This is a genomic window from Isoptericola sp. F-RaC21 (assembly GCF_038593535.1).
In the GTDB taxonomy this organism is placed as follows: Bacteria; Actinomycetota; Actinomycetes; order Actinomycetales; family Cellulomonadaceae; genus Isoptericola.
In genome coordinates, this window is sequence record NZ_JBCFYX010000003.1 from 208,457 (window position 1) to 227,242 (window position 18,786).

The window sequence follows — 18,786 nt, forward strand, 5'->3', positions numbered from 1 at the left end:
CACTCGTCGTCGTGACCGTGACCACCCGTGCCGTCTGGACGGCCGTCCTCTCCGCCGTCGTGGCGGCCGCCGCGGCCCTCGACGACTACGGGATCCTGCCCCTGACCGCGGTCGCGGGCGCACTCGTGGTGCTCCTCGCGATCGGGTGGGCGCCGCTGCTGCGGCTCCCGGCGCAGGGCGGGACGACGGTCGTCGTGGCGCTCGCCGGGCTGGGCGCGGTCGCCGTCGCGTGGGCCACCCAGGGCGAGCCGGTGCTGCGCAACGTGCCCCTGGTGCTCGCGATGGCGCTGGTGCTCGCGTTCGTCGCGGAGATGTTGCGCCGCGGCGGGCGGCCCCGGCTCGTGGAGTCCGTGAGCGGCACGGTGACCGGGGCCGTCGTCGCGGTGTGCGCCTCCGGCTGGGTGGCCGCCGGGCGGTCCGAGGCGGGCGCGTCGCTCGTGGTCGTCAGCGCGCTGGGCCTCGCGGTCGCCGCGGCGGTGTCGGCGACGCCGGTCGCGCGTGGCTGGGCGGGCTCGCTCGTGGGGGTGGTGCTGGGCGCCGCGGCCGCGGGCGGCGCGGCGACGCTGCTGCCGTCGATCGACCCGGTGAGCGGGCTGGTCGCGGGCGCCGTGACGGGCCTGGTGGTGGCGGTGCTGCGGCTGCTGTTCGAGCGTCAGCCCGCGCTGACCGGCCGCCGGGCGGTGCTCGCCGCCGTCACGGCACCGGTCGCCGTCGGCGGCATCCTGGTGTTCGTCGTCGGCCGCCTGGTGCTGGCGTAGCCGAGCCGGTAGCAGACCTGAGGGCCCGGCTCAGATCGCGGGCGCCGGCTCCGGCGGGGCCTGGCGGATGGCCTCGCCCGCGAGCTCGATGCGCACCGTCTTGGCGACGAGCACGCCGCCCGCCTCGAGCGCGACGTTCCAGGTGAGCCCGTACTTCTCCCGCTCGAAGTCCGCCGTGGCGTTGAAGCCGAAGATGTCGTTGCCGAAGGGGTCGCGCCGCGCGCCGCCGAACTCGGCGTTCAGCGCGATCGGGTGCGTGACGCCGCGGATCGTGAGGTTGCCGTGCAGCACGAACTTCGCGGACGTGCGCATGGCCTGCTGCGGGGCGGGCGCGCGGCCGGGCGTGCGGCCCTTCAGCCGCGCCCAGGAGAACATCGGGTCCTCCTGGGTGGTGCGCCACTCGATCCCGGTGCTGCGGAACTCGATCGTCGGGTAGTTCTCGACGTCGAGGAAGTCGGGGCTGCGCAGGTGGGTGTCGCGGTCCGGGTTGTGCGTCGTGATGGTCGCGGTCTCCAGCGTGGCCGACACGGATGACTGCAGCGGGTCCTCGGCGACGTGCAGCGTCGCGGTGCCGACCGGGAACTCCCCGCGCACCGGGCTGACCATCATGTGCATCGCGAGGAAGCCCAGACGCTTGTGCGCCTCGTCGAGGAGGTACGTCCCCGCCGCCGGGATGACGAGGTCGTTCCAGGTCCGGGTGGGCGAGGTCATGGGGCGTTCTCCGGGATCAGGACGTCGGTGTGTGGTCGCGCGCCGGTGGCGCGGGCTGCGGGGAGATGCTCCGTGGCGGGACGACGGATGCTTCAACGTTCAATCTACGGCACGGGAGGCGCCCGGCGGGAGTGCGTCCGCGCGCCGGGTGGTGTGCCTCACAGGAGGGGGCGCGGCGGCGGTGGTGGCGTCAGTAGACGAGCGCCTGGGCGCCCGGCCGCAGCACCTCCTCGGCGAAGACGGCGGCCCCGGCGATCCGCACGCCCGGCAGGACGTCGTCGGGCCCGAGGCCGCGACGGGCGGCGCACTGCGTGCAGAGCGTGACCGTGCCGGCCGCGAGGACGGCGTCGAGCAGGTCGGTGGCCGGCGCCGCGTGCTCGAGGTCCAGCTCCGCGACGCGGCCGGGGACGGCGAACCACGCCCCCTCCCCGGTGAGCCACAGGCTCACCTCGGCGCCGGCGGCGACGGCGGCCGCCGCGACGGTGAGGGCCTGGTTGGCGGCCTCCGCCCGGTCCGTCCCGGACGTGGTCTTGATCACGAGCGAGCGCGCGGGCGCCGCAGCGGTGGAGGTGCTCATGGGCGGCGACACTACTCACGCACGCCCTCGCGCGCGGCGTGCGACCGCTCACACTGACCGGCCCGGTGCGGCTGGGTAGGATCGCGGCATGTCGATCAACGCTCTCGAGGCAGTGTTCACCGGTCTGCTCGTCGTCGTGACGGTCACGATCCTCTGGTTCGCCGGGTACGTCGTCTACAAGCTGTTCCAGGGCCAGCGCTGATGCCCTTCGCCTTCCCCGAGGGCCTCGCGCCCGAGGTCTACCCGCTCGCGTGGCTCGTGGGCCGCTGGCGGGGCGAGGGCGTGATCGAGTACACCGGCATCGACGAGACGCCGTTCGTGCACGACCTCGTCTTCGACCACGACGGCGGGCCGTACCTGCGCTTCGAGTCCACGCTGCGCGTGCGCTCCGCGGCCGCCGCCGACGGCGAGGGCGCCGACACGGGCGACGACGAGCCCGACACCGTGTGGTCGACGGAGACCGGCTACTGGCGCGTGTCGAGCGACCGCCCCGAGGGACTGGAGGACGACCGGCACGCGCTCGAGGTGCTCGTCACCGACGCGTCGGGCCGGCTCTCCCTGTTCCTCGGCGTCGCGGGCAACGGGCGCATCGACCTGGCCACCGACTTCGTGGCCCGCACCTCGACCGCCGCCGAGGTCACGGCCGCGAAGCGCCTGTACGGCCTGGTGGAGGGTCGCCTGATGTGGGTCGAGGAGCTCGCCGCGTTCGGGCACCCGCTCGGCTCGTACGCCTCCGCGCAGCTGGACCGGGTCGAGGTCGCCTGATGGCCGACTCCCCGCTCCTGGCCCGACAGGGCGCCGTGGCCGCCACGGGCGCCGACGCCGGCGTGGCCTGGCACTACGGCGACCCGGTGGCCGAGCAGCGCGCGCTGGTGCGCGGCGGCGCCGTCGTCGACCAGTCGCACCTGGGCATCGTGCGCGTCGCCGGCCCCGACCGGCTGTCCTGGCTGCACTCGATCACCTCGCAGGACGTGCAGGCGCTGCCGCCGCGCACCTCCACCGAGCTGCTGGTGCTGTCCCCGCAGGGCCATGTCGAGCACGCCGCCGGCGTCGTCGACGACGGAGAGGCCACCTGGCTGGTGACCGAGGGTGATCACGCCGCGCCGCTCGCCGCCTGGCTCGAGCGCATGAAGTTCATGATGCGGGTCGAGATCGACGACCTCTCCGCCGAGTACGCCGCGATCGGGGAGCCCGTCGCGGCCGAGGGTGCCGAGGGCGAGCCGGTGACCTGGTGGGACACGTGGCCGCGCGTCGCGGCCGGCGGCACCCGGTACGGGCCGCCCGAGACGGAGCACCCCGGCCTCGACCGCCCCTGGCGGCTGGTCCTGGTGCCGCGCGCCGACCTGGAGTCCGCGGTCGCCGAGCGCGAGGCCGCCGGGTGGCGGCTCGCCGGCACGTGGGCCACGGAGGCGCTGCGCGTCGAGGCGTGGCGCCCGCGGCTGGCGCACGAGGTCGACCACCGCAGCGTGCCGCACGAGCTCGACTGGCTGCGCACCTCCGTGCACCTGCACAAGGGCTGCTACCGCGGCCAGGAGACCGTCGCGCGGGTGCACAACCTGGGCCGCCCGCCCCGGCGCCTGGTGCTGCTGCACCTCGACGGGTCCCAGCACGTGGTCCCCGAGGCCGGCGCCCAGGTGTTCGTCGGCGGGGCCGACGGGCGCGCGGTCGGCACCGTGACCACGGTGGCGCGGCACCACGAGCTCGGGCCGGTCGCCCTCGCGGTGATCAAGCGCTCCGCGCCCGAGGACGCCGAGCTGACCGTCGTCGGCGACGTCGGCGGGCAGGAGCTGCAGGTCGCGGCGGCGCAGGAGGTCGTGGTGCCGGGCGACGGCGTCTCGGCCGACCGGCCCGAGGCGCACGGGCCGCTGGCCCGCGGCCTCACGCCGCGCGGACCGGACGCCCCGCAGAGCCTGCTCTGAGGCGCGCGGTGCGGCGACGGGCGACGGAGACGGCGTGAGCGGCGGGGGCGCGGGGCGCGGCGACGCGGCGGTGTCCCGCCGCGCCGGCGCGGCGGCCCGCGCCGCCCTGCGCACCCTGCCCGGCCGCATCCGGGTGCGGCAGGGGATCTCGCGGGTGCGGGTCTCCTTCTGGCCCGTGGTGCAGGCGTCGCTCGCCGCCGGCGTCGCCTACGGCATCGCGACCTTCGTCCTCGGGCACTCCCAGCCGTTCTTCGCCGCCGTGGCCGCCTGGGTCTGCCTCGGCTTCAGCTTCGACCGCGAGCTGCGCAAGGTGGCCGAGGTGGCCGTCGGCGTGGCCCTCGGCGTGGCGCTGGGCGACCTCATGGTGCACGTCATCGGCTCGGGGTGGTGGCAGATCGCCCTGGTGATGGCGATCTCGGCCACGCTCGCCCGGTTCCTCGACCGGGGCCCGCTCGTGACCATCCAGGCCGGCGTGCAGGCCGGCGTCGTCGTGGGCCTGCCGGCCTCCGTCGCGACGAACGGTGCCGTGGGCCGCTGGACGGACGCGCTGGTGGGCGGCGGCGTGGCGCTGCTCGTCGCGCTGATCACCCCTGGCGACCCGCGGCGGCGCATCCGTTCCCTCGCCCAGGAGGCGACGCGCGAGCTGGCGCTCACCCTGGAGTCGGTCGCGCGCGGCCTGCGAGACGGGGACGCGGACGAGCTGGCCGCGGCCCTGGTGCGCGGGCGCGCCGCCGAGAAGGTGCTCGAGGACTGGCACGACGTGGCGACCAAGTCGGACGAGATCGCGCGGGTCAGCGTCAACCGGGTGCACCGCGCCGAGATCACGCGGCTCGCCGCCCAGGCGGTCCTCGTCGACCGGGCCATGCGCAGCGTGCGCGTGCTCGCCCGGCGCGTCCCGGCGACCCTCCGCTCCCTCGGCATGCTCGAGGAGGACGACACGGACCACCGGGTGGCCGCCGTGCCGCTCTCGGGCGGGATGCCCGCGCCCCCGACGGTCGACCCGGAGGTCGACCCGGTGGCCGATCTCGTCGTCCGGTACGCGCACGGGGTGCGCCTGCTCGCGTCGGCGCTGGGGTCGGGGACCGGGCTGGCGCAGGCGCGCGACGCGCTCGCCGAGGTCGCCCACGACGTCGACCCGCGCTCGCTCGGGGAGGGGCACTGGCAGGTGCAGTCGTTGGTGCTCCTGCTGCGCTCCCCGGTCGTCGACACGCTCGAGGCCGCCGGCCTGTCGCCGGACGAGGCCCGCGACTCCCTCCCCGAGATGTGACCCGGCAGAGAGGTACCCGCGAGGTAGTCCAGCCCGCGCCGAGGTAGTTCGGGACGTGCCGAGGTAGTTCAGGTCGTGCCGAGGTAGTTCAACCCGTGCCGAGGTAGTTCAACCTGCGGTGAGGTAGTTCAGCGGCCGGCGTCACCGGTGCTCGACGACGTCGGTGTCGTCGGCCAGGAGCTGGTGCGCGAGCTGCTCCACCAGCTCGTCGACCTCGGGCTCGTCCCCGCCGGGCCACTCGGCGACGTACCGCCGCAGCCGCTGCCGCTCCGCCTCGCGGATCCGCTCGGCCGCGGCGTCGCCGTCGGGCGTGGCGAGGACGGCGTCGCCGTCCACCTCGACGAGGCCGCGGGCCTCCAGCGCCCGCGCGACCCCCCGGACGGTCTCGGGGGAGACCTCCGTGCGCTCGGCCATGAGCTGCACGGAACGCTTGCGCTTGAGGGAGACGCGCGTGACCATCCAGGCCTCCTCGGCGGTGAGGTCGTCGTCGCGCGCGATCGTGCCGTAGACCTTGAGCGGGTCCAGCTTGCCGACCCGGCGCCACAGGATGAGGCGCAGCTCGTCGAGGGACGTCCGGGCGGAGCCGAGCGCGAACGACTCGCCCGCCGCCTGCCCGGCGGTGGACGCCGCGTCGCCGCGCGTCGCGGTGCGCAGCTCGACCTCCGGCAGCAGCCACGTGAGCGCGAAGGCGAGCACGGCGATCGGCACCGCCCACAGGAAGACGACGTGCAGGGCGCCGGCGTAGGCGTCGAGGAACCAGTCCTGCACCTCGGGCGGGCACTGCACGAGGGGCTGGGTCGACGCGGCCAGCGCCCCGGGCCCGCACGGGCCCTGCGCCGTCGCCGGGACGCCGTCGACGAGCTCGTCGGCGAGCCGGTTCGCGAAGATCGTGCCGAAGACGGCGACCCCCACCGAGGACCCGATGGTGCGGAAGTACGTGGCGCCCGACGTCGCGGTGCCGAGGTCCTTGTAGCTCACGGCGTTCTGCACCGCGATCACGAGCACCTGGGTGACCATGCCCAGCCCCGCGCCGAGCACGAACATGCTCAGCCCCGCCTGGAGCGTCGTCGTGTCGCGGCCCATGAGGGACAGCAGGAAGAGCCCGCAGGCCGTGATCGCCGTCCCGAGGATCGGGTAGATCTTGTACCGGCCGGTGCGGGAGATGAGCTGCCCGGACCCGATGGACGTCAGCAGCATGCCGAGCATCATCGGCGTCATCTCGAGCCCGGACTCGGTGGGCGTGGAGCCCTTGACCGTCTGCAGGTACAGCGGCAGGTAGGTGATCGCGCCGAACATGGCGAACCCGACGACGAACCCGACGACGGCGGCCACGGAGAACACCTTGCTGCGGAACAGGTGCAGGGGGAGCACCGGCTCGGGGGCGCGCTGCTCGACCACCACGAAGGCGATCAGCGACACGACGGCGACCGCGACCATCCCGTAGACGGGCCAGGAGGCCCACTCCCACGTGGTGCCGCCGAGGCTGGTGACGAGCACGACGGACGTCGAGATGAGGCCGAGCAGGATGATGCCGGCGTAGTCGATGCGCGGCTTCTTGCCGGCCTCGATGTGCGGCAGCACGGAGGCGACGACGAGCAGCGCCACGATCCCGATGGGGATGTTGATGTAGAACACCCAGCGCCAGTCGAGGTTGTCCACGAAGAAGCCGCCCAGCAGCGGGCCGGCGACGGACGAGACGCCGAAGACGGCGCCGAAGAACCCCTGGTACTTGCCGCGCTCCCGCGGCGGGACGACGTCGCCGATGATCGCCTGCGACAGCACCATGAGGCCACCGCCGCCCACACCCTGCACGGCGCGCCACGCGATGAGCTGGCCCATCGTCTGGGACGTGCCGGACAGGATCGAGCCGACCAGGAAGATGAGGATGCAGGCGATGAACAGCGCCTTGCGTCCGTAGAGGTCGCCGAGCTTGCCCCACAGCACCGTGGTGGCCGTGCTCGCGAGCATGTAGGCCGTCACGACCCACGACAGGTGCTCCGCGCCGCCGAGGTCGGAGACGATCGTGGGCAGCGCCGTCGCGACGATCGTCTGGTCGAGCGCGGCGAGCAGCATCGCGAGCATGAGCCCGCCGAAGATGGCCAGCACCCGGCGCTGCGGCAGCGCCTCCGGCTCGGCGGGAGGTGCGCTCGGTGCGGTCATGGGTGCCTCCCGGCCCCGGTGGTGGGGCCTGTCGAAACCAGCCTGTCGAAACCCGTCCGGATCGCACGTTGCCACGGACGGTCGAGGTCGGCACCCGGAACCACCCGTTGTCGTCGAGTAGTTGATGAGATACAGTACTTGTCGTGATGCAGCGAGCTGACCCCTTGCCGGCGGACGACGCGTTCTCCGCCGACCTGCTGCGTGGTCACACCGACACGATCGTGCTCGCGACGCTGCGTCGCGGGGACCGCTACGGCTTCGAGATCTACAAGGCGATCCGCGACGCCACGGGCGGCGCGCACGAGATCAAGGAGGCCACGCTCTACGCGACGTACCGCCGCCTGACCAAGGACGGCCTGGTCGAGGCCTACTGGGGCGACGAGTCCCAGGGCGGGCGCCGCAAGTACTACCGGATCACGGACGCCGGGCGGGCCGTGTTCCGCAGCAACGTCGCCGCGTGGGTGGCCACCCGCGACGTCATCGACTCCCTCCTGAGCACCGGCACAGCAACCGGCACAGCAACCGGCACAGGAACAAGCACAGACAAGGACACCCCCCGATGACCACCGTCCACCGCCTCCTGGACGAGGCGTTCGCCGGCGTCGAGCCGAGCCCCGAGGTCCAGGACCTCAAGGAGGAGATCCGGGCGAACCTCTCCGCGCGGGCCGCCGAGCTCGAGGCGCAGGGGGTGACGTCCGACGTCGCCGCCCGCCGCGCGTTCGACGAGCTCGGCGACGTCCGCGCGCTCGTCGCCGACGCGCAGGCGGACGTCGCGGCCGAGACCGGCGGCGCGCCGCGCACCCCGCTGCAGGAGGCGTTCGCCGTCGCCCAGCAGCAGCGTGTGCGCCCGAAGCCGCGCTTCGTGCTCGGCGTCGTGCTGGCATCGCTGGTGTTCGCGGCCCTGGTCGCGCTCTGCGTGCTCGCGGCGCTCGACGTCGTCCCGCTGCCGGGCCACGTGGTCGCCGTGCTCCTGGTGACGGCGTCCAGCGCCGCCGGGTTCGTCGTCGGGCTGTCGCTGTCGCAGGAGACGACGACGAACCACCCGATGCCGGCGAACCGTGCGGGCCTCTACTACCTGGCCACCGGCCTCGTGGTGCTCGCGCTGCTCCTCGCGGTGTTCGTGCCGCTCGGCGTGTTCGCCTCGTGGATCTACGTCGTCGCGGCGGCGTCGCTCGTCGTGGGCGGCGTCCTGTTCACGATGCTCGGCGTCACGCAGACCAACCGGAAGAAGGCGTGGGTGCGCGACGTCGCGCGGGCGCAGGCCACCGGGCACCACTACGACCGCTTCGAGCAGGACCCGGCCGTCGCCGCGCGGTTCGGCGTCTACACGATGGTCATCTGGCTGACGGCGTTCGTCGTGTTCGTCGTCCTCGGCCTCACCGTCGGCTGGGCCTGGTCCTGGCTGACCTTCGTCGTCGCCCTCGCGGTGATGATGCTCGTCCTCGCGCGGATGCTCTTCGCGTCGACGGGCGAGCAGCAGAAGTAGCACGAGAACGGTCCCGGGCGACTGCCATCGCCCGGGACCGGTGGCTCGGGTCCGGTGCACGACCGCACCACGAGACGCACTCCCACCCTAGGGCGTGCGCCGGACCCCTCGACCGCTGGACCATCCAGCATGGAGGAGACATGTCCGCACACCCCACCACGCCGGACGTCGCGATCGACGTCGCCGGCCTGACCAAGACGTACGGCTCCGGCCGAGCGGTCGCCCGAGGCACCCGCGCGGTGCGCGCGCTCGACGGCCTGGACCTGTCCGCCGCGCAGGGCAGCGTGCTCGGCCTGCTCGGCCCGAACGGCGCCGGGAAGTCCACCACGGTGAAGATCCTCGCGACGTTGTCGCGCCCCGACTCCGGCACCGCACGCGTGGCCGGGCACGACGTCGTGGCGGACCCGGCCGCCGTCCGGCGCGCCATCGGCTACGTGGCCCAGCGGCCGGTGACGGACCCCATGGGCACGGGCCGGGAGAACCTCGTGCTGGCCGGGAGGCTGCAGGGCCTCGGCGCCCGCGACGCCCGGGCGCGCGCCGACGAGCTGCTCGAGCGCTTCGGCGTCGCGCACGCCGCCGACCGCCTGGTGAAGACCTGGTCCGGCGGCATGGCGCGCAAGCTGGACGTCGCCGTCGGCCTGGTGCACCGGCCGCAGGTGCTGTTCCTCGACGAGCCCACCACCGGCCTCGACCCCGAGGCGCGCGCCGCGATGTGGGCCGAGATCGAGCGGATGGCGGCCGGCGACGGCATGACCATCCTGCTCACCACGCACTACCTGGAGGAGGCCGACCGGCTCGCCGACCAGGTGGTCATCGTGGACGGGGGCCGCGTCGTCACGGCGGGCACGCCCGACGCGCTGAAGGACGAGCTGCGCGGCGACGGCGTCACGGTCGAGCTCGACGACGACGCCGCCGCGGCGGCCGCGGTCGCCGCGGCCGAGCGCGTGACCGGCGTCGTCGACGTCACCGCAGACGGGCGCACGCTGCGGGCGCGCGCCGACGCCGGGGCCACCGCGCTCCCGGCGCTCCTCGCGGCGCTCGACGCCGCGGGGGTCGGCGTGCGGGCGGCCGGGCTGTCGCGGCCCACGCTCGACGACGTCTACCTGCGGCACACCGGCCGCAGCCTGGCGGCGGCCCACCGGGCCTCGTCGGGTGCCGGCCGCGCCGAGGCCGAGGGGGTGGCGGCATGAGCGCCGTGACGCAGGCCGCCCTCCTCACGGGCCGGCAGGCCCGGCAGGGCGTGCGCATCCCCGTGTTCATGGTGATGAACCTGCTGCAGCCGATGATCTGGCTGCTGCTGTTCGGGCAGCTGTTCCGGTCCGTCATCGAGATTCCCGGCTTCGCCGGCGGCGCCGACGTGAGCTACCTCGAGTACCTCACGCCGGGCGTCGTGATGATGACGGCGATGGGTGGGGCGGCCTGGGCCGGCACCACCTTCGTGCAGGACATGGACCGCGGCGTCATGGACCGCTTCCTCGCCTCGCCGACCAGCCGGGGCGCGCTGCTGTCCGCGACGATGGCCTGGTACGCGCTGCTCGGGTGCGCCCAGGCGCTGGTCGTCGTGGGGGTCGCGTGGCTGGGCGGGGCGCGGTTCCCGGGCGGCGGGGCCGGCGTGCTCGTCATGCTGGTCGCCGTGGCGCTGCTGAGCTGCCTGTTCGCCGCGCTGTCCGGCGCGGTCGCGCTGCTCACCCGGCAGCAGGAGGCGCTCATCGGCGTCTCGCAGCTGCTCACCATCCCGCTGATGTTCCTGTCGTCGGCCGTGATGGACCCGGCGCTCGCGCCGGACTGGATCGCCGACGTCGCGCGGTACAACCCGTTCGACTGGGCGGTCGTCACCGCGCGCGAGGCGCTGCAGGGCTTCGCCGACCCCGGCACCGTGTGGCTGCACCTCGGGCTGCTCGCCGCCGCCGTCGCGGCGATGGGCGCGCTCGCGTCGCTCGCGTTCCGCGCCTACCGCCGCGCCATCTGAATGCCGAGGTAGTCAGAGTGCCCGCGAGGTAGTCCGGATCCTGCCGAGGTAGTTCGTGACACGGGGGGCACGAACTACCTCGGCACGTCTCGGACTACCTCGGCAGGATGCGGACCACCTGGGCGGCGTCTGTTCGGCGCCGGGCGGGGACGGTACGGTCGTCGGTCATGGAGGTCTCCGTCAGCGCGCTGCGCGCCGAGCTCAAGTCGTGGATCGAGAAGGCGCGGGCGGGCGAGGAGGTCGTCATCACCGATCGCGGGGTCCCCGTCGCCCGCCTGTCGGGGGTGCAGACGGCGGACCTCGTCGCCGGGCTGGTGCGCGACGGCCTGCTCACGCCCGCCGCCACCGAGCGGCCGGTGCACGCCGTGCCCGACGACGGCGAGGCCGGGTCCGCCGCGCGGCCCGCACCTCGGCCGGCGGCGCGACCGGCATCGCGCATGTCCGACCTGGTGCGGCGCATCCGGCGCTGACGCGACCGGCGACACGAACGGAGCAGGATGGCCCTCGTCTACTTCGACGCCAGTGCGCTGGTGAAGCTGTGCGTGCACGAGCCCGGGTCCGGGCTGGCGAGCGCGCTGTGGAACCGCGCCGACGTCGCCGTCACGTCGCGCATCGCCGACGCCGAGGTGCGGGCCGCGCTCGCCGCCGGGGAGCGGGCCGGCGTGCTCGACCCGCTGGCACGCCGCCGCGGCGCCGCGCTCTGGGACGACCTCAGCGCGGGCCTGCACACCCTCGAGGTGACGCCCGAGGTCTCCGCGCGCGCGGCCGAGCTCCTGGCGTCCTGCCCCGTGCCGCTGCGCGGCGCCGACGCCCTGCACGTGGCGAGCGCGCTCGCCGTCGCGCACGAGGACACCGTGGTCGCGGCGTGGGACGAGCACGTCGCGGGCGCCGCGCGCTCCCGCCGGCTCCGCGTCCTCCCGTAGGCTCGGGCGGGTGATCTCCGCCGCCTTCGGGTCCTTCCAGTACATCGTGCTCGTGGTGCTCGCGGTCGTGGTGTTCGTGGTGCAGCTCGTCGCGTTCCTCGACGCCGCCCGCCGCCCGGCCAACGCCTACGTCTCCGAGGGGAAGCTGAAGAAGAACATCTGGCTGATCATCCTCGGCGTCGCCGCCCTCATCGGGCTGTTCGGCCTGCCGCCGATGCTCATGACGGCCGGGTCGTTCTTCAACGTCATCGCCGTGGCTCCCGCGATCATCTACTGGGTGGACGTGCGCCCGCGGATCCAGCCGTACGGCACGGGCGGTGGACGTCGCCCGCAGGGCCCGACGGGCGGGTGGTGACATGACGGCGCCGGACACGAGCGCGCCCGCCCCCGTCGCGCGGGGCGCGGTGCCCCTGGCCGAGGTGGTGCGTGGCGACCTCGTCGAGTCGGTGCACCTGGGGCACCTCGTGGTGCTCGGCCCCGACGGCGGGGTGCGGCTCGCGCTCGGCGACCCGACGACGACGATCTGGCCACGCTCGTCGGTCAAGCCGCTGCAGGCGCTGGCGATGCTGCGCTCCGGGCTCGACCTGCCGGACCGGCTCCTGGCGCTCGCGGCCGCCAGCCACAGCGGCGCCCCCGAGCACCTGGCCGGGGTGCGCGAGATCCTCGCCGGCGCGGGCCTCGACGAGTCGGCGCTGCGCAACACCCCGGACCTGCCCCTGGGCCGCACGGAGGCGCTCGCCTGGCAGGCCGCCGGTCGCGGTCCTGAGCGGATCGCGCAGAACTGCTCCGGCAAGCACGCCGGGATGCTCGCCACCTGCGTCGCCGCCGGGTGGGACACGGCGACCTACCTCGACGTCGACCACCCGCTGCAGCGCGCGGTGCGCGACGCCGTCGTCGAGCTCACGGGCGACGCGGACCCGCACGTCACCACCGACGGCTGCGGCGCGCCGCTGTTCTCCACGTCCGTGCTCGGCCTGGCACGGTCGTTCGGCCGGCTCGCCGCGGCGGGAAGTGCCGCGGCCGACGACGGCGGGCGGATCGCGCGCGCGATGTCGCGGCACCCGGAGATGGTGGCGGGCCGCGGCCGCGAGGACACGCTCGTCATGACCGCGGTGCCCGGCGCGATCGCCAAGATCGGGGCCGACGGCGTGTGCGCGGCGGGCCTGCCCGACGGCTCGGCCGTGGCGTTCAAGATCCTCGACGGCGGCGACCGGGCCCGGCCGGCCATCCTCGCGGCCGCCCTGCGTGCGGCGGGGGCGGCGGGCGTCGCCGGGGCGGACCCCGCGGCGCTCGACGCCGTCGGCGTCACGCCCGTGCTGGGTGGCGGCGCCCCGGTCGGCGCGGTGCGGCCCGCGTTCGCGGCGGACGTCGCATGAGGGCCGTGCTGCAGCGCGTGTCGAGCGCGTCCGTCACGGTGGACGGCGAGGTGGTGGGGTCGATCGACCGTCCGGGCCTGCTCGCGCTCGTCGGCGTGACGCACGACGACGGCCCGGCCGAGGTGGCGACCGTCGCCCGCAAGATCGCGGAGCTGCGCATCCTGCGCGACGAGCGCTCGGCGACCGACGCGGGTGCCCCGGTGCTGGTGGTCAGCCAGTTCACGCTCTACGGGGACGCCCGCAAGGGCCGCCGACCCACGTGGAACGCGGCCGCGCCCGGCCCGGTGGCGGAGCCGCTGGTGGACGCGGTCGTGGCCGACCTGCGGGCCCGCGGGCTGGAGGTCGCGACGGGGCGGTTCGGGGCGGACATGGCCGTCGCACTGGTCAACGACGGCCCGGTGACTATATTGGTGGAGACCTGACAAATCGCTGACCTGCGTGTTCGCGCTGGTCACGGGCGGCGGGTCGGACCGCCGAGCACCGAGGCCCGGCGCGGAGACGGGAGGCCGACGATGACCTCGACCCCGGACGCCGCTGCGCCGTGGCAGAACCCGCCGGGAGTCCGTGCGAGGCCGGTCGCACCCCAGGTCGTGCGACGGGTCGCGGAGCTCGTCGGCGCCGACCCCGAGGCCCTCGCCCAGACCCTGGGCCTGCTCAGCCCGCACCAGCTCGCCGGGTTGGCCGCGCTGCCCGACCCGCTCCCGGTGACCGCCGCGGTGCGAGCCGCGGCGCTGGCCGGGTCGGGCGGCGCGCTCGACGCCGAGGACCGGCGCGTGCTCCTGGCGGCGGGGGTGCTCGTGCTGGACCGCGTCGACGTCCTGCTCGGCGCCACCGGCGCGCCTGTCGAGCGCCTGCTCGCGCCGCCGCTCGCGGAGCACCTGCGGCTCGCGGACGGCCGGTTCCGCGTCGCGGACCCGCGGCTGCGCGCCGTCGTGCACGAGGACTCCGACCTCGCCGAGCGCACGGCCGTGCACGCCGCCCTGGCGGCGGAGCTGGAGCGGGCCGGCGAGCCCGGCGCGGCGCGCTGGCACGCGGCGCTCGCCACCCTCGCCGGCGACCCGGAGCTGGCCGACGGACTGGTGCGGCTCGCGCGGCAGCGCCTGGCGCAGGGGTGCGCTGACACCGCGCACGCCGTCGCGCGCGAGGCGGCCAGCCACGGCACGGGCGACGTCCGTGCCCGGGCGTTCCTCGTCGCGGGGCGCGCCGCGCTGCTCGCCGGGTACCTGCACGACGCCGCGGGGTGGCTCGAGCTCGTCGCGAGCACCGGCGTCCCGGCGGTGCAGCAGGACGCCGAGCGGGCCCGCGACGCGGTGCTCGCGCTGACCGGCGGCGCCGTGGGAGACCGGGACGGCGACGTCGGCGACGACGAGGACCCGCCCGGCGTCCGGCTCGCGCGCCTGGTCGTGCCGGTCGCGCGCGCGGCCGCGACCGCGGCCGACCGCGCCGTGCTGGTCGCCGTCGTCGAGGCCCTGGCCCGCCTGGACCGGTACCCCCGCGACGCCGACGAGGTGCTGGCGCGGGCCGTCGTCACGGCGGTGCCGCACCGGGAGTCGGCGGCCTGGACGGGGGCGGAGGGGCTCACGCCGCTCGCGGAGGCCCACCTGCGGGTGGCGCAGGCGCTGGTGCTGCTGCGCGGCGGCGACGCCGAGCAGGCCGCCAGGGTGCTCGACGACGCCGCGGGGCGCCTGCCGGTCTCGCACGTCGTCGGCGGGCTCGCGGGAGAGGTGGCGCGCCGTGCCGGGGGATCGGACACCCTCGCCGCGGGACTGCGCGCGGTCGGCCCGACCCCGACGGCCGCGGCCGTCGCCGCCTGCAGCGACCTGCGCCGTCCGCGCCCCGCGGCCGCACCGTCGCTCGTGGTGAGCGCGGTGCGGACGTGCCGCGGCGGGCCGGGCGGGCTCGCGGACGTGTGGGCGCGCTGGGCGGACGTCCTCACGGCGCGGGAGCTCGACGTCGCCCGCCTCGTGGCCGACGGGCTGGCGAACAAGCAGGTCGCCGACCGGCTCTGCGTCTCCGTGCGCACCGTCGAGGTCCACCTGGGGCGCGTGTTCCGCAAGGTGGGCGTCAGCTCGCGCGCCGAGCTGACCGTCGTCGCGCTGCGGCCGGCGTCCTGACTACCGGTGGTCGAGCCTGTCGAGGCCCGGGCCTCGACAGGCTCGACCACCGGTAGGCGGCTCGATCAGTGCTCGGTGCGCCGCCGTCGCGCGACGACGACCGCGACGCCGCCGGCCCCGACCAGCGCGGCGGCCGCGGCGACCAGCCCGGCGACGCCGGCGCCCGTCTGCGGCAGGAAGCCCGACGGCGACGCCGCGGCCGCGGGCGGCGCGCCGTCCATGGGCACGGCTGCGGGGACGGTCGTGCCGGGGGTCGGGTCACCGGGCTCGCCGGACTCGTCGGGCGGGACCGTGCCGGGCGGGTCGGTCGCGCAGCCCGGGGACGACGGCGGGTAGGCGGCCGTGAGGGTGAGCTCGGGGTTCACCTGGAGCTTCACGTCCACGGTCGGGCGCACCCAGTCGAACTCGTCGCCCTCCACCCAGGCGCCGTCCTCGAGGCGCCAGCCGGGCCAGTCGAGCGGGGCGCCCGACGCGTCCACCACCGCGCCAGGCCACAGCACCCGGCCGCTCAGCGGCAGGCCCGCCTGCACGACGTCGGCGCCCGACGGGTTGAGCCACGTGATGGTCACCGTGTCGTTCGGCGTCCCCGTGGCGGTGACGGCGTAGCGCAGGTAGGGCACGTCGCCGTCGCACTCGGGCTGGAAGATCTTGGCGGTGAGCGTCGGCTCCTCGGGCGGCGGGTACTCGGTGCTCCTCGGGCTGCTGCTCGGGCTCGGCTCGGTGTCGGCGACGGCGGGCGCAGCAGCCGCGAGCGCGGCGGCGCCGGTGACCAGGAGGCCGACGGCGGCGCGGGCGGCGGTGCGTGCGTGGGCCATCTGGACTCCTCGGGGCGGTGCTCGCGGGGCTGACTCGGCGCTCACGCTAGCGGCGCCGGGGCCCGCGGGACCCCGTCTCACCCGGGTGAATCCGCAGGCCGGAGCGGGTCTTCACCCGCAGGTCGGGGCCTCGACGTCGAGCAGCCCGCCCGCGGTCGTCGTCGGCGTGGACCAGACCTCCAGCCGGCCGGGCGGCGTGCCGCCCTCCCGGCCCGCCGCCGGCGCCGCCGGCGCCGCCGGCACCGCGAGGCGGAGCGTCGTGCTCTCGCCGGGGGCGAGGGCCACGGTGACCGACTGCGTCGCCCGGCCGTGCGTGGTGCGGGCCGCGCCGCCCACGGGCGACCCGTCCCGCGCGACGCGCGGCGTCTCACCGCCGCGCGGCCCCGCCACCGTGACGCCGAGGCTCAGCGTGCCCGGCGGGTGGGCTCCCCCCGGGAGCCCGGCGACGTACCAGGGCAGCGACGTGGCCGCGTCGCCGGGGGCCGACGACGCCAGCGTGAGCTCGAGCGTGTCCACCCGGCCGGCGGCGGTGCACTCCGAGGCGACGACGCGCAGCGACGAGTCCAGGTAGGCGGACATCTTGCCGGCCACGTGGTCGGTGAGGAACACGCCGACGGCGTCGGCGGCGCGCGGCGCGGCGGCGTACGACCCGGCGACCAGCGTGCCCTCCAGCCGCGCCTCCTCGGCCGGGTCGGCCGACCAGACCCGTACCCGGTGCTCCCCGGCCGCGTGCTGCAGGCCGGCGAGCAGCGCGGCTGGGGAGACGTCGTCCGACGTGGCCCGGGCGAGCACCGCGGCGGCGGCGTCGGCGTAGAACAGGTCGGCGGTCTCGGGGTCCAGGACGTCGTAGACACGCCGCAGCAGCACGTCGACGGCGTTCTCGGCCGTCAGCTCCACGGCGTCCCGGCCGAGCGCGGCGGCCACCGGTCGTGACACGGGCACGCGCACGGGGCCGGTCTCCGCGAGCAGCCGGGCGAGCGCGACGGGGTCGGTGGCCAGGACGCCGTCGACCTGCTCGCCCTGGGCGCGAGCCCACATCTCGGCGGCCAGGGCGCCGGTCGTCGGGAAGTCGGGGGTGGCGGTGACGTCCTGCACGAACCTGCCGAGCCGTGCGGTGGAGGCGGCCTCGTCGTCGGCGGACAGGGGGAGCACGGGCGAGCGGAACGGCCCGACGGCCGACGCCGCGACCTGGCGCACCACCTCGACGCGGCCGGCGTCGACGCGGAGCAGGATGAGCGCACCCGGGATGCCGCCGCCCTGCCGCAGCTCGGCGGAGCTCATGCTCAGCACGAGGTACGTGCGCGGCCCGTCCGCGCCGAGCATGGCCGGGGCGAGCGCTGCCGCGCGGTCGCCCGTCGCGACGGCGCCGGCGAGCTCGTCGACGCGGTCGCGCAGCGTCGCCACGGGGTCGGCGAGCCGGGTCGGCAGGTCGTCCGGGTCGACGGCGTCGAGCCGGGCGAGCGACGCGTCCACCGACGCGCGCGCCGTCGCCATCCCGGGCGCCGCCGCCCGCAGCGGGGCGAGGTCGATCCCGCCGTCCGGCGTGCGGCCCGTGGCGGCCACGGCGTCGGCGAGGCCGGCCAGGGCGGGCAGCACGTCGTCGGTCACGTCGTCGAGCACGACGGCGACGTCGGCCGCCGCCCCCGCCGACGGCCCGATCACGGGCGTGCGGGCGGCGAGCCACCACAGGGGGCCGTCGGTCGCCTCGCGCGCGGCCGTGGTCTGCGCGCGCAGCTCCGCGAGCGCGGGGGAGGAGGCGAGGGTGGCCGGGGTGGCGCCGTCGGCCTCGGACCGGGCGCCCGCGCGCAGCTCCTCCGAGACCACGGGCACCTGCTCGGCGGCGCGGGTGAGGGCGGTGCGGGCGGTGAGCGCGTCGCGCACCAGCAGCGCCCCGCAGACCCCCGCCACCAGCACCGCCGCGAGCGTGCCGAGCAGCACCCAGCGTGCGGCGCGCCGTCGTCGGGGCGCCGGCGCCGCGGGGTCCGTGCCGGCGGGCGCCGCGCCCGTGTCGACGGTCATGTCCGCACCGTAGGTCCGCGCGGGGCAGGCGGAGGGATGAATCTGCGGGTGATGTCGGCGCGCGACCGACGGCACGTGACCGCCACCACCTGAGAGGTCACTGTCGCCCGGGGCGGGTGCGGGTTACGGTCGTCGTGACCTGTCCCGGAGCACGAAGGAGATCTCCTATGTCCACCCGTACCGCACGCACCGCCTGGAACGGCGACATCCAGCAGGGCTCCGGCCGGGTCGAGCTGGCCAGCTCGGGCGCCGGGGCGTTCGACGTCTCGTTCCCGCGCCGCGCCGCCGACGACGCCGAGGGCGTCACCAGCCCGGAGGAGCTCATCGCGGCGGCGCACTCGTCCTGCTACGCGATGGCGTTCTCGCTGGAGGTCGCGAACGCGGGCGGGACGCCCGGCAAGACGGACGTGTCCGCCGACGTCACCCTGAGCCCGGCCGCCGGCGGCGGGTTCGAGATCTCGAAGATCGCGCTGACCGTCGTCGGCTCCGCGGCCGGCATCGACGAGGCGGCCTACAAGGCGGCCGCCGAGGCCGCGAAGGCCGGCTGCCCGGTCTCGAAGGCGCTCACCGGCGTCGGCGAGATCACGCTGGACGTCACCTTCACCGGCTGACGGTGAGATAGCACGACCGCGAGGTAGTTCAAGGCCCCGCGAGGTAGTCCGCACGCGGACTACCTCGCGGGGCCTTGGACT

20 protein-coding genes are annotated in these 18,786 nt (G+C 75.9%); 15 read left to right on the plus strand and 5 right to left on the minus strand.

The genetic code is table 11. The features are described 5' to 3' along the window. The first annotated feature begins 11 nt into the window (after positions 1–11). Positions 12–758: a hypothetical protein gene (locus AAG589_RS11515; protein ID WP_430567395.1), complete on the plus strand. Its 747-nt coding sequence runs from the start codon at positions 12–14 to the stop codon at positions 756–758. Between the two features lie 30 nt (positions 759–788). Here AAG589_RS11515 and AAG589_RS11520 read toward each other — a convergent pair whose 3' ends face one another. Further along, positions 789–1,469 (minus strand): YceI family protein, encoded by a 681-nt coding sequence (locus tag AAG589_RS11520; protein ID WP_430567396.1) that lies wholly within the window; start codon positions 1,467–1,469, stop codon positions 789–791. A 190-nt stretch (positions 1,470–1,659) separates the two neighbouring features. Further along, positions 1,660–2,046 carry a DsrE family protein gene (locus AAG589_RS11525; protein ID WP_430567397.1) on the minus strand — a complete coding sequence of 129 codons (387 nt, stop codon included), beginning with the start codon at positions 2,044–2,046 and terminating at the stop codon, positions 1,660–1,662. A 201-nt stretch (positions 2,047–2,247) separates the two neighbouring features. On the opposite strand from AAG589_RS11525, the gene AAG589_RS11530 reads away from it, so the two are divergent. Genes AAG589_RS11530 through AAG589_RS11540 form a run of 3 tightly spaced genes read left to right on the plus strand, consistent with a single transcriptional unit; the run spans position 2,248 to position 5,232 of the window. Beyond that, complete coding sequence (locus tag AAG589_RS11530) at positions 2,248–2,811, plus strand: FABP family protein (RefSeq protein WP_430567398.1); 564 nt, start codon at positions 2,248–2,250, stop codon at positions 2,809–2,811. Then, positions 2,811–3,965: a CAF17-like 4Fe-4S cluster assembly/insertion protein YgfZ gene (ygfZ, locus tag AAG589_RS11535; protein WP_430567399.1), complete on the plus strand. Its 1,155-nt coding sequence runs from the start codon at positions 2,811–2,813 to the stop codon at positions 3,963–3,965. The genes AAG589_RS11530 and ygfZ overlap by 1 nt, the downstream gene beginning before the upstream one ends. A 34-nt stretch (positions 3,966–3,999) precedes the next feature. Next, positions 4,000–5,232 (plus strand): FUSC family protein, encoded by a 1,233-nt coding sequence (locus AAG589_RS11540; protein WP_430567400.1) that lies wholly within the window; start codon positions 4,000–4,002, stop codon positions 5,230–5,232. 141 nt (positions 5,233–5,373) lie between these two features. Here AAG589_RS11540 and AAG589_RS11545 read toward each other — a convergent pair whose 3' ends face one another. Next, entirely contained in the window at positions 5,374–7,392 is a 2,019-nt protein-coding gene (locus tag AAG589_RS11545; protein ID WP_430567401.1) for a DHA2 family efflux MFS transporter permease subunit, read from the minus strand. A gap of 146 nt (positions 7,393–7,538) precedes the next feature. Between AAG589_RS11545 and AAG589_RS11550 the strand changes: the two genes are divergently transcribed. The 10 genes from AAG589_RS11550 to AAG589_RS11595 all read left to right on the plus strand — a co-directional run bounded on the left by AAG589_RS11550 (position 7,539) and on the right by AAG589_RS11595 (position 15,260). After that, a complete protein-coding gene (locus AAG589_RS11550; protein WP_430568012.1) occupies positions 7,539–7,955 on the plus strand; it encodes a PadR family transcriptional regulator in 417 nt (138 codons plus the stop codon). Continuing rightward, positions 7,952–8,878, plus strand: a complete 927-nt coding sequence (locus AAG589_RS11555; RefSeq protein ID WP_430567402.1) for a permease prefix domain 1-containing protein — start codon at positions 7,952–7,954, stop codon at positions 8,876–8,878. The genes AAG589_RS11550 and AAG589_RS11555 overlap by 4 nt, the downstream gene beginning before the upstream one ends. Positions 8,879–9,018: 140 nt before the next feature. Further along, the gene (locus tag AAG589_RS11560) at positions 9,019–10,068 is read left to right on the plus strand and encodes an ABC transporter ATP-binding protein (protein WP_430567403.1); all 1,050 of its coding nucleotides are present in this window, start codon (positions 9,019–9,021) and stop codon (positions 10,066–10,068) included. Next, positions 10,065–10,847 (plus strand): ABC transporter permease, encoded by a 783-nt coding sequence (locus AAG589_RS11565; RefSeq protein ID WP_430567404.1) that lies wholly within the window; start codon positions 10,065–10,067, stop codon positions 10,845–10,847. The genes AAG589_RS11560 and AAG589_RS11565 overlap by 4 nt, the downstream gene beginning before the upstream one ends. Positions 10,848–11,014: 167 nt before the next feature. Continuing rightward, positions 11,015–11,317: a type II toxin-antitoxin system Phd/YefM family antitoxin gene (locus tag AAG589_RS11570; protein WP_430567405.1), complete on the plus strand. Its 303-nt coding sequence runs from the start codon at positions 11,015–11,017 to the stop codon at positions 11,315–11,317. A gap of 27 nt (positions 11,318–11,344) precedes the next feature. Further along, positions 11,345–11,770: a type II toxin-antitoxin system VapC family toxin gene (locus tag AAG589_RS11575; RefSeq protein WP_430567406.1), complete on the plus strand. Its 426-nt coding sequence runs from the start codon at positions 11,345–11,347 to the stop codon at positions 11,768–11,770. Positions 11,771–11,780: 10 nt separating this feature from the next. Then, positions 11,781–12,125, plus strand: a complete 345-nt coding sequence (locus AAG589_RS11580; protein WP_430567407.1) for a DUF2516 family protein — start codon at positions 11,781–11,783, stop codon at positions 12,123–12,125. A gap of 1 nt (position 12,126) precedes the next feature. Beyond that, complete coding sequence (locus AAG589_RS11585; RefSeq protein WP_430567408.1) at positions 12,127–13,146, plus strand: asparaginase; 1,020 nt, start codon at positions 12,127–12,129, stop codon at positions 13,144–13,146. Beyond that, positions 13,143–13,568, plus strand: coding sequence for a D-aminoacyl-tRNA deacylase (dtd, locus tag AAG589_RS11590; RefSeq protein ID WP_430567409.1), 426 nt, complete (start codon positions 13,143–13,145; stop codon positions 13,566–13,568). Before AAG589_RS11585 ends, dtd begins: the two co-directional genes overlap by 4 nt. Before the next feature lie 90 nt (positions 13,569–13,658). After that, positions 13,659–15,260, plus strand: a complete 1,602-nt coding sequence (locus AAG589_RS11595) for a helix-turn-helix transcriptional regulator (protein ID WP_430567410.1) — start codon at positions 13,659–13,661, stop codon at positions 15,258–15,260. A gap of 65 nt (positions 15,261–15,325) precedes the next feature. On the opposite strand, the gene AAG589_RS11600 is transcribed toward AAG589_RS11595, so the two are convergent. Together AAG589_RS11600 and AAG589_RS11605 are read right to left on the minus strand one after the other, a co-directional pair. Next, positions 15,326–16,075: an LPXTG cell wall anchor domain-containing protein gene (locus tag AAG589_RS11600; RefSeq protein ID WP_430567411.1), complete on the minus strand. Its 750-nt coding sequence runs from the start codon at positions 16,073–16,075 to the stop codon at positions 15,326–15,328. Positions 16,076–16,186: 111 nt separating this feature from the next. Continuing rightward, the gene (locus tag AAG589_RS11605; protein ID WP_430567412.1) at positions 16,187–18,094 is read right to left on the minus strand and encodes a DUF4012 domain-containing protein; all 1,908 of its coding nucleotides are present in this window, start codon (positions 18,092–18,094) and stop codon (positions 16,187–16,189) included. A gap of 167 nt (positions 18,095–18,261) precedes the next feature. On the opposite strand from AAG589_RS11605, the gene AAG589_RS11610 reads away from it, so the two are divergent. Next, on the plus strand, positions 18,262–18,705 hold the full coding sequence (locus AAG589_RS11610; protein WP_430567413.1) for an OsmC family peroxiredoxin: 444 nt from the start codon (positions 18,262–18,264) through the stop codon (positions 18,703–18,705). Positions 18,706–18,786 lie beyond the last annotated feature (81 nt).